The following is a 14787-nucleotide window of genomic DNA, read 5'->3' on the forward strand; positions in this document are numbered from 1 at the left end:
TAGCGCTTCCTTTCGTCAAGCTCAGGCAGTCTCCGCAGCCATCGTCTCCACCATCAACTTCCTGATCTCCGGCACGCAAGAGCCGCAGTTGCCGCCGGCCTTGAGGCAGGCGGTGACTTCCGCCACCGTCTTCAATCCCTGCTCGCGCACTGCATTGCAGATCGTGTTGCGGCCCACGCCGAAGCATGAACATACCGTAGGGCCGGTGTCGGCGCCTTTTTCGATCGGCTGGCCGATCAGCAGGCCGACGCGGTCGGCTTCCTCCAGTTGCTCCTTGTCGAACAGACTCGCCAGCCAGGCGCGCGAGGGCAGGTCGGGGCGTTTGGACAGGAAGATGCACATGTCGATACGGTCGTTGTCGACGTGCACCGCGCGATAGACGCCGGCGGTGCGGTCTTCGTATTCGAGCCAGTCGGCGTCGATGTCGTGTACGCCGAGCAGCTTGCGCGCCCACGCGCTGTGGTCGCCGATGGCGTTGCGGCCGGCCAGTTCGTAGCGCGCAAAATCGCGGCCCTGGATGCGCGTCCAATGCGTGATTTCATCCAATGCCAATGCTTTGCGGCTCAGGATGAAGCCATGCCAGGACACGCCGAATTCTTCAATGTTGACGGGCGTGTGTTTGAACTCCGGTTCACCCGATACCGGATCGACCACCGGATTGACCAGCGCACCCACGCGCGCATCGGAGGCGGTCTGGTTGCTCCAGTGGATCGGTACGAACACGCTGCCGCGCGCAATGCCGCCGCTGTGCTGCACGCGCGCCACCATCGCGCCCCAGCGCGAGCTGATGCGCGCCAGGCTGCCTTCGCGCACGCCGTAACGCAACGCATCCTGCGGATGCATGTCGACGAAGGACTCCGGCACGTGATCTGCCAGGCGCGCCGATTTGCCGGTGCGCGTCATGGTGTGCCATTGGTCGCGCACGCGGCCGGTGTTGAGCGTCAGCGGGAATTCTTCATCCGGCAGATGCGCCGGACCGCGCGGCGGCGTCGGCACGAAGCGCGCCTTGCCGTCGGCATGTGCATAGCGCCGGTTGCCGAACAGGCGCGCGGCGCCGACCGCGTCGCCGTTGTGTTTGTCGCGCGTGACGGGCCACTGGATCGGCTGCAACTGGTCGAACTGTTGCTTGTTCATGCCGGTCAAGCCGTCGAGATTGAACACGCGCATGTTGTTGCCGGCAATTTGCGGCGGGCCGTTGCGGTAGCTGCTCAGGCGCGCGTGTTCGTCGAAGATCGCATGCACGCCGGCGAAGTCGAAGCCGCGATACCCCATGCGGATGGCGACGTCGCAGATGATCTTCCAGTCCGGACGCGCTTCGCCCGGCGCGGTCAGGAAGGCGCGCTGGCGCGAGATGCGGCGCTCCGAATTGGTGACGGTGCCGTCCTTCTCGCCCCAGCCAAGCGCGGGCAGCAGCACATGCGCGAAGGCATTGGTGTCGGTGCCTTCGATGATGTCGGAGGCGACCACCAGTTCGCACTTCGACAGCGCGCGCTGGACCACGTTGGCGTCGGGCATGCTGACCATGGGATTGGTCGCCATGATCCAGACCGCCTTGATGCGGCCGGCTTCGATTGCATTGAACAGGTCGACCGCTTTCAGGCCCGGCTTGTCGGCCATGTGCGGCGAGCCCCAGAAGGTTTGCACCGTGTCGCGATGCAGCGCATTGTCGAGATCCATGTGCGCCGCCAGCATGTTGGCGAGGCCGCCGACTTCGCGCCCGCCCATGGCGTTGGGCTGGCCGGTGATCGAGAACGGGCCCATGCCGGGCTTGCCGATGCGGCCGCTGATCAGGTGGACGTTGATGATGCTGTTGACCTTGTCGGTGCCGGCGCTGGATTGATTCACGCCCATCGAGAAGGCGGTGATGACCTTCTCGGTATCGGCGAACATTTGATAGAAGGCCAGCAGGTCGTTGACGTCGACCTTGCAGATCCGCGCGATTTCATTCGGGTCGGCGCAGTCGGCGTCGGCGATTGCCAGCGCTTCGCCGAGGCCGCTGGTGTGGGCGTCGACGAAAGCGTTGTCGCGCGCGCCGCGATGCGCAAGGAAGCTCATCAGGCCGTTGAACAGCCAGACGTCGGTGCCGGCCTTGACCGGCAAATGCATGTCGGCCAGTTCGCAGGTGGCGGTGCGGCGCGGATCGATGACGATCAGTTTCATCTCCGGCCGGTTTTCCTTGGCCTTGGCGATGCGCTGGAACAGGATGGGATGACACCACGCCGTGTTGGAGCCGACCAGCACCACCATGTCGGCCAACTCCAGATCCTCGTAGCAGATCGGCACCAGGTCTTCGCCGAACGCGCGCTTGTGGCCGGCCACGGCCGACGACATGCACAGGCGCGAATTGGTGTCGATGTTGGCGCTGCCGATGTAACCCTTCATGAGTTTGTTGGCGATGTAATAGTCTTCGGTCAGCAACTGGCCGGAGACATACAACGCCACCGCATCCGCACCGTGCCGGTCGATGATGCCGCGCAGGCCGCCGGCGACCTTGTCGAGCGCAGCGTCCCAGCTCACGCGCTGCAACGTGCCGTCGGCGTCGCGCACTTTCGGATGCAGCAGGCGGCCGCTGAGGTCGACCGTCTCGCCCAGCGCCGAACCCTTGACGCACAGGCGGCCCTTGTTGGCCGGATGCAGCTCGTCGCCCGTGACGGCGATCACGCCGTCGGCCTGCATGGCGGCGCGCACGCCGCAGCCGACGCCGCAATACGGGCAGGTGGTCTTGGTGCCGACGGTCGAGAGCGGAGCTTGGGAGAGGTTCACGATGGTTTCCTGGTCAGGCTGCCTGAGGGCTCGGGGTCTGGCTTTGCGATTGGCTGGAGATGGTCTGGCCGAACAACAGTTGATGACGGATGGCGGAAATGTCGCCGCCTTCCCGGATCAGGTCGAAGTACCACGGACCGTCCTTGACGTCGCCGTACAGCACTGCGCCGATCAGCCGGCTGCCTTGCAGCACCAGCCGCTTGTAGATGCCGCGGCGCGGATCGCGCAGCACCAGGTCTTCGGTGTCGTCGGCGCCGATGAAGTCGCCGGCGGAATACAGGTCGACGCCGGTGACCTTGAGCTTGGTGGCGGTCGCTTGCTGCACGTAGCGGCGATGGCCGGCGCCGGCCAGATGGGCGCCGCACACGCGCGCCTGGTCCCAGATCGGCGCGACCAGGCCGAAGGTGGCCTGGCGGTGCTGCACGCATTCGCCGACGGCATAGATGCGCGGATCGTAAGTCTGCAGCGTATCGTCGACCACGATGGCGCGGTCGCAATGCAGCCCGGCCTCCTTGGCCAGGCCGATGTTGGGGCGTACGCCGGCGGTCATCACGACGAGGTCCGCCGGGATTTCCGAACCGTCCTTGAAGCGCACCGCGGTGACGCGATCCGGCCCGACGATGGCTTCGGTCTGCGCATTGAGAAGGAAGCGCAGGCCCTTCATCTCCAGCGCCTTCTTGAGCAGCGCGGCGGCCGGCTTGTCGAGTTGCTGGTTCATGAGGCTGTCGGTGACATGCACCACGGTCACGTCCATGCCTTGGCGCAGCAGGCCGTTGGCCGCTTCCAGCCCGAGCAGGCCGCCGCCGATCACCACGGCGTGACGATGGTTGCGCGCGGCGTCGAGCATGATGTGAACGTCCTGGATGTCGCGAAAGGCGATCACGCCCGGCAGTTCATGGCCCGGCACCGGGATGATGAACGGCTTGGAACCGGTCGCCAGCAGCAGGCGGTCATACTTGATCTCGACGCCAGCCTGGGAGCGCACGGTGCGGCGGCGGCGGTCGATTTTCTCGACCGGATCGCCGGCGTGCAGCGTGATATTGTTTTGCACGTACCAGTCGCGCGTGTTGAGCATGATGTCGTCGATGCTCTTGTCTCCCGCCAGCACCGGCGACAGCAGGATACGGTTGTAATTGCCGTGCGGCTCGGCGCCGAACACGGTGATGTCGTACAGGTCCGGCGCCAGCTTCAGCAATTCTTCGACTGTGCGCATGCCGGCCATGCCGTTGCCGATCACGACCAGCGACGGTTTTTTTGCGGAAGCTACAGGTGCCGGAACGATAGTCATGCGCCCACCCACACCTTGCCGTGTTCGAGGCGCGCAGGGTAGGCGCTCACCGAATGTTCGGGCGCTTCGATGCATTCGCCGGTCTGCAGGTCAAAATGTTGTTTATAAATCGGCGAGGCCACCACGATGCGTTCGCCGATGCTGCCGACCAGGCCGCGCGACAGCACCGAGGCGTCCGCATTCGGGTCGTAGTTGCCGATGGCGAAGACACGGGTCTCGCTATTGCCGCCTTCGATGACGTGGAACACCGCCACCTGTTCGCCGCCGATCAGGGCGCAGACGCCGGTGTTCGGCACGATGTCGGCGATATCGCAGACTTCAATCCAGTGTTCAATTTGTCGGTCGCTGTGCATGTTCATTTCCTCTCTCAGGAATCAGATCGCTTCTGCGACCACAGGAATATCGATCAGCTTGCGCTCGGCCACCGTCGCCGGGCGAATCTGGCCGCGTTCGTCAACGAACTTGACGTTCGCGTCGGCTTCCTTGCTGTTGACGAAGTGGCGGAAGCGCTTGCGCGTCTCGGGATCGGTGACGGCCTTCTTCCATTCGCATTCATAGGTATCGACCACGTGCTGCATGTCGGCTTCCAGTTCGGCGGCGATGGCCAGCTTGTCGTCGATGACCACGCTCTTCAGATAGTCGAGGCCGCCTTCGAGGTTGTCGCGCCAGGTGCTGGTGCGTTGCAGGCGATCGGCGGTGCGTACGTAGAACATCAGGAAACGGTCGATGTAGCGGATCATGGTTGCTTTGTCGAGATCGGAGGCGATCAGTTCGGCATGGCGCGGCTTCATGCCGCCGTTGCCGCAGACGTACAGGTTCCAGCCTTTTTCGGTGGCGATGATGCCGACGTCCTTGCCTTGCGCTTCGGCGCATTCGCGGGTGCAGCCGGACACGCCGAACTTGATCTTGTGCGGCGAGCGCAGGCCCTTGTAGCGGTTCTCCAGTTCGATCGCCAGGCCGACGCTATCGTCCACGCCGTAGCGGCACCAGGTCGAACCGACACAGGATTTGACCGTGCGCAGCGACTTGCCGTAGGCGTGGCCGGTTTCAAAGCCGGCGGCGATCAGTTCTTCCCAGATGTCCGGCAGTTGCTCGACGCGGGCGCCGAACAGGTCGACGCGCTGGCCGCCGGTGATCTTGGTATAGAGGCCGTACTTCTTGGCGACCTGGCCGACCGCGATCAGGCCGTCCGGCGTGACTTCGCCCCCGGCCATGCGCGGCACGACCGAATAGGTGCCGTCCTTCTGGATGTTGCCGAGGAAGTAGTCATTCGAATCCTGCAGGCTGGCGTGTTCCTTCTTGAGCACGAAGTCATTCCAGCACGAGGCCAGGATGTTGGCCGCGACCGGCTTGCAGACGTCGCAGCCGAGACCCTTGCCGTGTTGCGCCAACAGGTCGCCGAAGCTCTTGATCTTGTTCACGCGCACCAGGTGATGCAGCTCCTGGCGAGAGTAGGGGAAGTGTTCGCAGACGTGGTTGTTGACGGCGAGACCTTGCTTTTTCATCTCGGCCTTCATCACCTGCGTCACCAGCGGCACGCAGCCGCCGCAGGCGGTGCCCGCTTTGGTGCAGCTCTTGAGGTCGCCGATGTTGGTCACGCCGGACGCCACTGCCGCACACAACTGGCCCTTCGAGACGTTATTGCAGGAGCAGATTTGCGCGGAGTCTGGCAGGGCGTCGACGCCGAGGCCGACCTTGGCCTTGCCGTCGGCTTGCGGCAGGATCAGGAACTCCGGCGACTCCGGCAGTTCGATGCGGTTGAGCATCATCTGCAGCAGCGTGCCGTATTCGGCGGCGTCGCCGACCATGACCGCGCCGAGCAGGTGCTTGCCCGACTCGGAGACCACGATCTTCTTGTAGATCTGCTTGCGTTCGTCGGTGAATTGATAGGAGCGTGCGCCGGCTTCCTTGCCGTGCGGGTCGCCGATGCTGGCGACGTCCACGCCCATGAGCTTGAGTTTGGTGCTCATGTCGGCGCCGTTGAATTGCTGCACTTCGGCGGCATCGTTCAGGTGCGCCAGCATGTGTTTGGCGGCGGTGCGCGCCATGTCGTAGCCGGGCGCCACCAGGCCGAAGATCTTGCCGTTCCACAGCGCGCATTCGCCGATGGCGTAGACGTCGGGATCGGAGGTGATGCAGCTGTTGTCGATCACGATGCCGCCGCGGTCGCCGACCTTCAGGCCCGACTCGCGCGCCAGTTCGTCGCGCGGACGGATGCCGGCCGAGAAGACGATCATGTCGGTGTCGAGGTGGGTGCCGTCCTCGAAGTTCATGCGGTGCGTGCCGGTTTTTCCGTCGACGATTTCCAGTGTGTTCTTTTGCGTGTGGGCGGTGACGCCGAGGTCCTGGATCTTCTGGCGCAGGATGCGGCCGCCGCTCTCATCGACCTGCACCGCCATGAGGCGCGGGGCGAATTCCACCACGTGGGTTTCCAGGTTCATGTCGCGCAGCGCCTTGGCGCATTCCAGGCCGAGCAGACCGCCGCCGATCACCACGCCGGTCTTGGAGCGCTTGCCGCACTCGAGCATGGCTTCGAGGTCTTCGATGGTGCGGTAGACGAAACAATCCTTGCGCTGGTTACCCGCGACGGTCGGGACAAAAGGGTAAGAGCCCGTGGCCATGACCAGCTTGTCGTAGGCCAGCGTTTCGACGGCGCCGTTGATGTTGACGGTAACGGTCTTGCCGACGATGTCGATGTTCTGCGCCTTGGCGTTGAGCTTCAGGTCGAAGTCCACCGGGCTCTTGCCGGCGTCGAAGAAGCCCGGCGCCACAAGAGACAAGTCGTCGGCGGACTTGCCAGCGAAGAATTCGGACAGATGCACGCGATCGTAGGCCGGACGAGGCTCTTCGCACAGCACGGTGACCTTGAGGTTGGACGCGCCGCTTTCAGCCAGCGACTCCAGGAATTTGTGACCGACCATGCCGTGGCCAATGACGATGATGTTCATGATCAGGTTCTCCTCAGGCGGGGATGTTATTGGCTGCAACGGCCGGTGTCGGCTCGTCGTTCTTGTCGCTGGTGGTGAAGCGTACGGCGACCGCGCACAGCGCCGAGACCGTCACGAGCACGCCGAGCATGCTCAGTGTCTGTTGGGTGTCGCCCAGGCCCTTCATCAGGAAGCCGGCCAGCACCGCGCCGACGTTGCCGCCCGCGCCGATGATGCCGGCCACGCCGCCCAGCGCCTTGCGATCGATGAACGGCACCAGCGCATAGGTCGCGCCGCACGCCATGTGGGTGAACAGGCCGAAGCACAGCATCGCGATGACCGCCAGCGTGACGCTGCCGGCATGGGCAAACCACAGCAGTCCGAGGCCTTCACCCAGCATCATGATGAACAGCAGGGTGGCGCGGCGATTGAGGCCGCCCCGCAGTGCCACCTTGTCGGAGATGATGCCGCCCAGCGCGCGGGCAAACAGCGCCAGCAAACCGAAGCTGGCGGCGGCGATGCCGGCGCTCTTCAACGACAGGCCGAAGTGATCGACGTAATAGATGGCGGCGATGTTGTGGATGAAAATTTCCACGCCGAAGCAGGCGCCGTAGGTGATGAACAGCATCCACACGCGGTAGTTGGCGCTGGCGGCGCGGAAGCTGGCCCAGCCGCCTTTTTTACCGCTTTCGATGGCGATGCCGGCGGCGCGCAGTTCGTCGAAGTTGCCTTGCGGGCAATCCTGCGTGAAGTGCCAGTAGAGCGCCGCCATCGCCAGCATCATCAGGCCCGGCACCAGCAGCGCGACGCGCCAGCCGAGGTTGTCGCCCACGCCCAGCATCAGCATCGCGGCCAGCAGCAGCGGCATCAGGCCCTGCGCCACGCCGCCGCCGGCATTGCCCCAGCCGGCGGTTGCCGCGTTGGCGGTGCCGACTACATTGGGCGCGAACATCACCGAGGTGTGATATTGCGTGATCACGAAACTTGCGCCGACCGCGCCGATGCACAGGCGGAAGAACAAGAATGTTTCATAAGTCTGGGCGAAGCCGACGCCGATCACCGGCAATGCACCGATCAGCAGCAGGCCGGTGTATGCCTTGCGGGGGCCGTAACGGTCGCACAGCGGGCCGATGATCAGGCGCACCAGGATGGTCACGGCGACGGCGGCGATGTTGATGTTGGCGATCTGTTCCACGGTCAGGCCGAGCTGGCCCTTGATCACCGGCATCAGCGGCGCGCAGGCGAACCAGGCGAAGAAGCAGACGAAAAAGGCCATCCAGGTCAGGTGGAAGGCGCGCATCTGCGGCGTATCGATGGAAAAGAGCCGGATCTTGCTCGCCTTGCTGGAGCTGTTGCTATGGAGGTCTCTGCTGTCAGGAGTTGCGGCCATTTTTATCCCGTTAAAAACAAAAAGGCGCCCGCTCGGCAAGGCATGAATGCCAAGCTAAGCGGACGCCGTTGTCCTGCAGATCCGTCTTTAGATCGGCATTAAAAATAGTGAAAGCTGCTGGATCGTCGTTGATCCATGCACGGACATATGCAAAGGCTGTGCCAGAGCACCGGAATTCTTGATGGGAAAGGGCTTTGGGGGCGATTCGGACGTGCCGGAGCGTGGCTCGCCGCAGCATGGCATGCAACGATATATGTCATGTTGTGATGTGTCGCGGTGCAGGCTGCTCGCAAATGGTGCGGTGCATCGGGCGTTTTGGGCCGCATCCGCAATCGGGCGTGGACTTGCTTTTGTGCAATAAAATCCGGTGCTTTGGAGGATCAGGCAATCCTCCGGCAGCGTTGGTCTGCCGCCGCCGGTGGCCTGGCTCTCACCATGGCCTCAGGTCATTCACGGGAGTTTAATTTCCATCAGCCGGTAGCACGATGCGCATCGACTGCTTCTGGAATTGCTCGAAGCGATGCAGTTCCTGTTCGATCGCGCTCTTGAGCGCCGTCGATTTCTTCTCCATCCACGTCCATTGCTGCACCAGCAGCTTGCCGTTCTTGCGATCCATCTTGAGATCGAGCGCGGCGACGATGCGGTCGCCCATCAGCACCGGTAAAGCAAAGTAGCCGAGCACACGCTTGTCCGCCGGCACATAGGCTTCGAAGCGGTGTTCGTAATCGAAGAACAACGCCAGCCGCTTGCGCTGGATCACCAGCGGATCGAAGGGCGAGAGGATATGCACGCGTTCGCTCGATGCCGGGTTGATGCCGCCGTCGGACAAGGCGTCGAGCAGCGCCGGGGCGATCCAGTGCGGCTGCTTCGGCGCGCCTTCAATGTGCACCGCGACCAATTGCTTGCGCTTGATTGCAGCGGCGATCAGTTCCTTCACCAGCGGCTTGGCCTGCACGCTGCCGTAACAAATCGAATCGAGGCTGACCATGCCCTGCGCCTTGAGCGCGCGGCGCAGCAGGTATTGCGCGAACTGTTTTTCCTTCACTGGGGCGGGACGTCGCGGCCAGTCGAAATGACGAGCGGCGAGGTCGTAGGTCTTGAGCATGCCGGTGCGCTTGCTGATCACCAGGTCGCCGATGAAGAAGCCCCAGCGCAGTGCGCGTTTCGATGGTTTGCGGCTGCCCCAGGGATGGGTCTTTTCTTCCAGCACGTCGTCGTCAATGTCGCGGATCGAGAGGCCGCCTTCCTTGCGGATGCGCTTGAGCAGCGCGGCGTAGTCGGCTTCGTCGACGCCGGCAAAAGAGGCGTGCGGATTGAGGCGGCGCCGTTCCATCTCCGGCAGGAAATGACGGAACTCGACAGTCGGCACATAGGCCAGCGCATGCGTCCAGTATTCGAACACTGACTTGTCCACCGACTGCGCCCGCTCCAGGTCGCTCAGTTTGTATCCAGGGATACGCGTATACAGGATGTGGTGGTGGCTGCGCTCGATCACGTTGATGGTGTCGATCTGAACATAGCCGAGATGCTCCGCGGCCAACTGCACCGCAGTCGCGCCGTCGCCGAACGGCGCGGTCGTGTCGAGGCGCTGGGCGCGCAGCCAGATGGCGCGCGCCTGCGCCGCAGAAAGGGGAATTGAAGTCGTGCTCATGAACCTGGGTACAGTCGTCGGAGATTGAGGATGATTGTAGACAGTTTGCCATCTGCGCGTGCGACGCCGGCACTATTGGCGCGTGCCGAATAGTCAATTCGTCCGCAGGCCATTTATCTCCGACACCGTCGCCGCGATGATGGCGTCTTGCTCTCATCAACCGGATACAGGTGCTTCGTGCAAAAAACTCCCCCGATCACAATCGCGCCGGGTGCCGGCCGCTTCATCTTTCCCGCGCTGATGCGCTGGTATGCGCGCGGCGAGGGGCTCACTTATGCGCTGCTGCGCTTCGGCTACGGCGCCATTATTTTCACGCACGGCCTGCCCAAAGCGCTGGGCGTGTCGCATGGCTCAATGGCCGATCCGATGGCCGGTTCGATACGTCTGATAGGCGAAGTCATGGGGTTGCCGTTCGCGCCGCAACTGGCTTTCCTGGTGATGCTGCTGGAGACGGTGGGCGCAGCCATGCTGGCGCTGGGCCTGCTGACGCGGCCGCTGGCCTTGTTGATGTTTGTTGAAATGATCGCCATCAGTTATGCGATGGGGCCGACCTGGCCGTGGATCGATCGCGGCATTGAGTATCCGGTACTGCTGGGACTGGCGGCGTTGTACATGATGCTGCGCGGCGGCGGCGCCTGGTCGCTCGACAGCCGCATAAGATATGAAATATAAAACATGAAAGCCAACCCCTTGCTTGCCAAGAAAGAGATGCCATGAAATTCGTCAACTACCTCGCCTACACCGACAACCGGCAATTGCTGGACGAACATGCACCGGCCCACAAGCACTACGTCAAGAGCCTGCTCGACGCCGGCAAGCTGGCGTTCGGCGGGCCGTTCCCGGACGGCAGCGGAGGTCTGCTGGTGTATGAAGTCGCATCAAAAGAAGAGGCCGAATCCCTGCGCGACCAAGATCCATATGCTCTGGCCGGCGTGTTCGTACGGTCTGAAATCAAGCCGTGGTTGCTGCTGGCGGTGCATCCGGAATTGTCGAAGCTGCAGTAAGGCGAATGCATCGGATCAGGTCCTCACCGGGTCATTTTTTTCGCACCCTTGCCCTGCGAGTGAAGTTCAGGGAATGAAGCCCGCGTTGCGATAGCTGTCGACGATTTCATCGTAGACGGCGATGTCGCCATGCCCGCGCGCCATCAGTTGCGCGCCGCCGATCGCGGCGAAAATGCTCATCGCCTGGCGCCGCAGGGCTTTCTTCGGTTTGGTCTCCGCCGTGCCTTGCATGAGTACTTCGGTCAGCCAGTCGACGTTGACGTCGTTGAAACGATTGACCTCGGCGCGTACTTCCGGCGGCAAGTCGTTGTGCTCCGCCGACATGATGCCGCACAGGCACATGCGATTATCATCGGCCAGCGCTGCCCGGAAGATCTCCGCATATTTCTTTATGCGGGTGCGCGCATCCTTGTGGACTTCCATCAGATTGCCCAGATAGGCGATACCGTCTTCGGTATAGCGGCGGGCGAGCGCTGCACCGAGATCGCCCTTGGTCGGGAAGTGATAGTGCACGCTGGCGCTCTTGATCCCGACTTCCGCCGCCAGGTCGCGAAAACTCAGCGCGTTATAGCCGTGCGCCTGCACGGTCTTGCGGGCGGCGGCCATGATTTTTTCGCGAGTATCGATTGCGCTCATGATGAAACAAACCTCTCTATCGGTAGATAGTTATTGACAGCGCGATTATACTATCTTATTGTCTATCTACCGATAGATAGATTAATTGATCGGCAATATCCGAATTATCTCGTTCAGCAACTGGAGCGCAGATTGATACAACGACAAACAGTCAAAGGAAAGTAACAATGAAGATTTATGACCGCCCCGGTTTCCCCAATCCAGCCCGCATCCGCATCGTGCTGGCGCAGAAGAATCTCGATTCACAAGTGACGTTCGAATCGGTCGACCTGATCGGCGCCGAGCACAAGCAGGCGGCGTTCCTCTCGAAGAATCCCTCAGGCGTGCTGCCGCTGCTGGAGCTCGACGACGGCACGCTGATCTCGGAAAGCACAGCGATCACCGAGTACCTCGACAACCTCGACGGCAATCCCGTGCTGACAGGCCGCACACCGAAGGAAAAGGCGATCATCCACATGATGCAACGTCGCGCCGAAAGTGGTTTGATTGACGCGGTCGGCATTTATTTCCACCATGCGACGCCTGGCTTGGGCGACGATCTGCAAAAGTACAAGAGCCCGGAATGGGCGCATCGCAAGGAGTGGGGTGAACGCGAACGTGCCAAGGCGCTGCAGGGCATGGTGTATTTCGACGGCATCTTGCGCAATAACAGCTACGTCGCGGGCGAGCAATTCTCAATGGCCGATATCACGGTGTTTGCCGGCCTGGCGTTTGCGGACGCAGCGGGGATTCCGATCGCTGCCGAGTTGAGCGCATTGCAGTCATGGCGTGTGAAAGTGGCGGAGTTGCCGGCGGTGAAAAATCGCAGCGGGCAAGCCTTTGTCGAAGAAGATTTGCGTCGTCTGGGTTTTTAAGTCGGCGACCGCCGTTCAGTCATTTCCGGCAATCCCAGAACGCCGCCTTTCGCAAGAAGGGCGGCATCTTTGCGTCAGCGGCTGATCTTTTCTTCGACAGATCCACAGCGAGAATCTAGGTCAGATTCAAGCCGCCATCCGCCGTCAAGATTTCCCCGGTCACGTATTGATTGGCTGCCAGCATGGTCGCCAGTTGCGCGATATCCGCCGGCTTGGCGGCGCGGCGCATGGGAGAGCGGGTCTGCCAAAGCGTGTGCGCATCCGCCCAGTCGGCGGTCAGCGGCGTGTCGACCAGGCCGGGCGCGATGGCATTGACCCTGATGTCGGGAGCCAGGGATAGGGCGAGCAATTTTGTCATGTGATTCAGCGCCGCCTTGGTCGCCGCATAAGGGATCGAGGCGCCCTTGGGGCGAACACCGGCGTGTGAGCTGATGTTGATGACGCATCCTGGCGTACCGGACTTCGCAGAATTTTTCAGCGCCTCTTGCGCCAGCGCGATGAGACGAAATGGCGCAACCACATTGACTTCATAGAGTTCATGCCAGATATCGGGCGACGCCGCCGACAGATCGCCGTGAGGAATCACGCGACTGATTCCGGCGTTGTTGACGAGGACATCCAATCGTCCGTAATGCGCAAGGATTTGTGCAATCAGACGGGCACGGTCTGCTTCAACGGCGAGATCGGCCTGGATGTAGAGCGCCGCAGGCAAAGCGGCCGCCAGTTTTTCACCTGTCTCAACAGACGATCTGGAGTGGACGACGACGGTGTAGCCTGCCTCCGCGAAACCGTGTGCAAGCGCCAGGCCGATTCCCGACGTGGATCCCGTGACCAATGCGACGCGAAGTTCTGAATTCATAGGGTGTCAAATTTGCATGGAAGGTAAAAATTGCAGCAAGTCCGGTGATCGATTTCTTCTCAACGGAAGAGAGCAAGGCCTGAGTGAATCACTGCATCGTACGGGATCAATGGCGCAGCGGCAACGCAACAGTTTCCTTTGTCGATGGCGAGAAATTGTAACTTGCATTATGAAATCCTTAAGCGTATAAAGCTAACTAGTTTCTATTTGAAACTAGATTGGCGGAAGTTCATTGGCGCCCGGTTGAGCAGGCGGCGATGGCATCGGCCTTCTTTTTTCATTATTGTTCTTGATCCTCGTCTTCAATTTTCAGGAGAAAATCTTGATTTCGGCATACGCAGATTTTGATAAAACTTTTCCATTCGCTCCGCACTTTCAGGAGGTCAATGGGTTTCAGATGCATTACGTGGACGAAGGAGACCGCTCGCGGGAAGTCGTGTTGTGTCTTCACGGCGAGCCGACCTGGGGCTATTTGTTCCGCTCATTGATTACGGCCCTTCGTAGCGATTACCGGGTTGTCGTTCCCGATCACATGGGCTTCGGCAAGAGCGAGACGCCGCAAGACCGCAGCTATTGGCTGCAGGATCACATCGACAATCTTGAGAAGTTGGTTCTTCAGCTGGACCTGAAAGAAATTACCCTGGTCATGCATGATTTCGGCGGTCCCGTCGGCATGGGCCTGGCCGCGCGGCATCCCGGGCGCATCAAGCGCATCATTTCAACCAACGGGCCGACGCCGTTCGGGCATCCCGACGGCATGGAACGGCTGATGGAGAATGCCGCCATCGCTCCCTGGTTCCAATGGATCGTGAAGGCCAATGAAGACGGTAGCCTGGAGCAGGTATTGGGGCAGCTTGGCTTCAATATCCTCAGCACCATGAAAATCAACGGCTTCGAAAACCACGGTGTGATCAGCGACACGTGGATTTCCGCCTATGGTGCGCACTTCGCGACGCCAGGCGATTGCCTGGGGGCCATAGGTTGGGCAAAGGGTTTCGCGACCGGCGCCCATCAGTTCGAAGTACCTGACGCAGCGGCGATCGCGACGATCCGGAGCAAGCCGGCGCTGGCAATCTGGGGCGATGCCGACAAGACGCTGCACCCGCCGATTTTCCTGCCGCTATTCACTTCGCTGTTCCCCGTTGCGGACGTGCATCGCCTGCCTGAAGCAGGGCATTATTGCTTTGAGGATGCGCCGGATGAGATCGCCGGCATCGTCAGGAGATTCCTGCAAAACAGTTAGGAAAGCCGGGGAGAAAATATTTCAGGCGTGAGCTGTTCGGGCGATCCGGAGGAAGGAGAGCCGCTTGAATATTCATGCAGAGGTCGCGCAGAAGCGCCGCGCGACGGCCTTTACGCCGGTGTTGATCACCGTCCTGTTGGAGTTGCTTTAACGTCCGACGGTGCATGCGTGA

The 14787-nt window shown here is 61.6% G+C and carries 12 protein-coding genes; 4 read left to right on the top strand and 8 right to left on the bottom strand.

Going from position 1 to position 14787, the window contains the following annotated elements; all coding sequences use genetic code 11:
* Window positions 1-21 precede the first annotated feature (21 nt).
* The 6 genes from DXT88_RS10595 to DXT88_RS10620 form a co-directional block, all read right to left on the bottom strand.
* Window positions 22-2763, bottom strand: coding sequence for a nitrate reductase (locus DXT88_RS10595; RefSeq protein ID WP_265213265.1), 2742 nt, complete (start codon window positions 2761-2763; stop codon window positions 22-24).
* Between the two features lie 13 nt (window positions 2764-2776).
* Window positions 2777-4051 (bottom strand): NAD(P)/FAD-dependent oxidoreductase, encoded by a 1275-nt coding sequence (locus DXT88_RS10600; protein ID WP_265213267.1) that lies wholly within the window; start codon window positions 4049-4051, stop codon window positions 2777-2779.
* Window positions 4048-4404 (bottom strand): nitrite reductase small subunit NirD, encoded by a 357-nt coding sequence (nirD, locus tag DXT88_RS10605; protein ID WP_029363646.1) that lies wholly within the window; start codon window positions 4402-4404, stop codon window positions 4048-4050. The genes DXT88_RS10600 and nirD overlap by 4 nt, the downstream gene beginning before the upstream one ends.
* Window positions 4405-4425: 21 nt before the next feature.
* Complete coding sequence (nirB, locus tag DXT88_RS10610; protein WP_265213269.1) at window positions 4426-6999, bottom strand: nitrite reductase large subunit NirB; 2574 nt, start codon at window positions 6997-6999, stop codon at window positions 4426-4428.
* A 13-nt stretch (window positions 7000-7012) separates the two neighbouring features.
* A complete protein-coding gene (locus tag DXT88_RS10615; protein WP_265213271.1) occupies window positions 7013-8368 on the bottom strand; it encodes an MFS transporter in 1356 nt (451 codons plus the stop codon).
* 460 nt (window positions 8369-8828) lie between these two features.
* Complete coding sequence (locus DXT88_RS10620; protein ID WP_265213272.1) at window positions 8829-10019, bottom strand: winged helix-turn-helix domain-containing protein; 1191 nt, start codon at window positions 10017-10019, stop codon at window positions 8829-8831.
* Between the two features lie 177 nt (window positions 10020-10196).
* On the opposite strand from DXT88_RS10620, the gene DXT88_RS10625 reads away from it, so the two are divergent.
* Window positions 10197-10691, top strand: a complete 495-nt coding sequence (locus DXT88_RS10625) for a DoxX family protein (protein ID WP_016835123.1) — start codon at window positions 10197-10199, stop codon at window positions 10689-10691.
* A gap of 41 nt (window positions 10692-10732) precedes the next feature.
* Window positions 10733-11023 carry a YciI family protein gene (locus DXT88_RS10630; protein WP_265213274.1) on the top strand — a complete coding sequence of 97 codons (291 nt, stop codon included), beginning with the start codon at window positions 10733-10735 and terminating at the stop codon, window positions 11021-11023.
* Window positions 11024-11089: 66 nt separating this feature from the next.
* Here DXT88_RS10630 and DXT88_RS10635 read toward each other — a convergent pair whose 3' ends face one another.
* Entirely contained in the window at window positions 11090-11659 is a 570-nt protein-coding gene (locus DXT88_RS10635) for a TetR/AcrR family transcriptional regulator (RefSeq protein ID WP_016835134.1), read from the bottom strand.
* A gap of 167 nt (window positions 11660-11826) precedes the next feature.
* Between DXT88_RS10635 and DXT88_RS10640 the strand changes: the two genes are divergently transcribed.
* Complete coding sequence (locus DXT88_RS10640) at window positions 11827-12513, top strand: glutathione S-transferase (protein ID WP_016835135.1); 687 nt, start codon at window positions 11827-11829, stop codon at window positions 12511-12513.
* A 115-nt stretch (window positions 12514-12628) separates the two neighbouring features.
* Here the strand turns inward: DXT88_RS10640 and DXT88_RS10645 are convergent, their stop codons facing one another.
* Window positions 12629-13372 (bottom strand): SDR family NAD(P)-dependent oxidoreductase, encoded by a 744-nt coding sequence (locus tag DXT88_RS10645; RefSeq protein ID WP_265213277.1) that lies wholly within the window; start codon window positions 13370-13372, stop codon window positions 12629-12631.
* Window positions 13373-13655: 283 nt separating this feature from the next.
* Here DXT88_RS10645 and DXT88_RS10650 point away from each other — a divergent pair, with 283 nt between their 5' ends.
* On the top strand, window positions 13656-14615 hold the full coding sequence (locus tag DXT88_RS10650) for an alpha/beta fold hydrolase (RefSeq protein ID WP_407649308.1): 960 nt from the start codon (window positions 13656-13658) through the stop codon (window positions 14613-14615).
* Window positions 14616-14787: the final 172 nt, after the last annotated feature.

Source organism: Herbaspirillum lusitanum (assembly GCF_026127345.1).
GTDB lineage: Bacteria > Pseudomonadota > Gammaproteobacteria > Burkholderiales > Burkholderiaceae_D > Herbaspirillum > Herbaspirillum lusitanum.

Excerpts from the sequence above, each read along its gene's own strand:
- nirD (WP_029363646.1), bottom strand. The coding sequence starts at position 4,404 with ATGCACAGCGACCGACAAATTGAACACTGGATTGAAGTCTGCGATATC.
- DXT88_RS10630 (WP_265213274.1), top strand. The coding sequence starts at position 10,733 with ATGAAATTCGTCAACTACCTCGCCTACACCGACAACCGGCAATTGCTG.
- DXT88_RS10635 (WP_016835134.1), bottom strand. The coding sequence starts at position 11,659 with ATGAGCGCAATCGATACTCGCGAAAAAATCATGGCCGCCGCCCGCAAG.
- DXT88_RS10620 (WP_265213272.1), bottom strand. The coding sequence starts at position 10,019 with ATGAGCACGACTTCAATTCCCCTTTCTGCGGCGCAGGCGCGCGCCATC.
- DXT88_RS10645 (WP_265213277.1), bottom strand. The coding sequence starts at position 13,372 with ATGAATTCAGAACTTCGCGTCGCATTGGTCACGGGATCCACGTCGGGA.
- DXT88_RS10615 (WP_265213271.1), bottom strand. The coding sequence starts at position 8,368 with ATGGCCGCAACTCCTGACAGCAGAGACCTCCATAGCAACAGCTCCAGC.
- nirB (WP_265213269.1), bottom strand. The coding sequence starts at position 6,999 with ATGAACATCATCGTCATTGGCCACGGCATGGTCGGTCACAAATTCCTG.
- DXT88_RS10600 (WP_265213267.1), bottom strand. The coding sequence starts at position 4,051 with ATGACTATCGTTCCGGCACCTGTAGCTTCCGCAAAAAAACCGTCGCTG.
- DXT88_RS10640 (WP_016835135.1), top strand. The coding sequence starts at position 11,827 with ATGAAGATTTATGACCGCCCCGGTTTCCCCAATCCAGCCCGCATCCGC.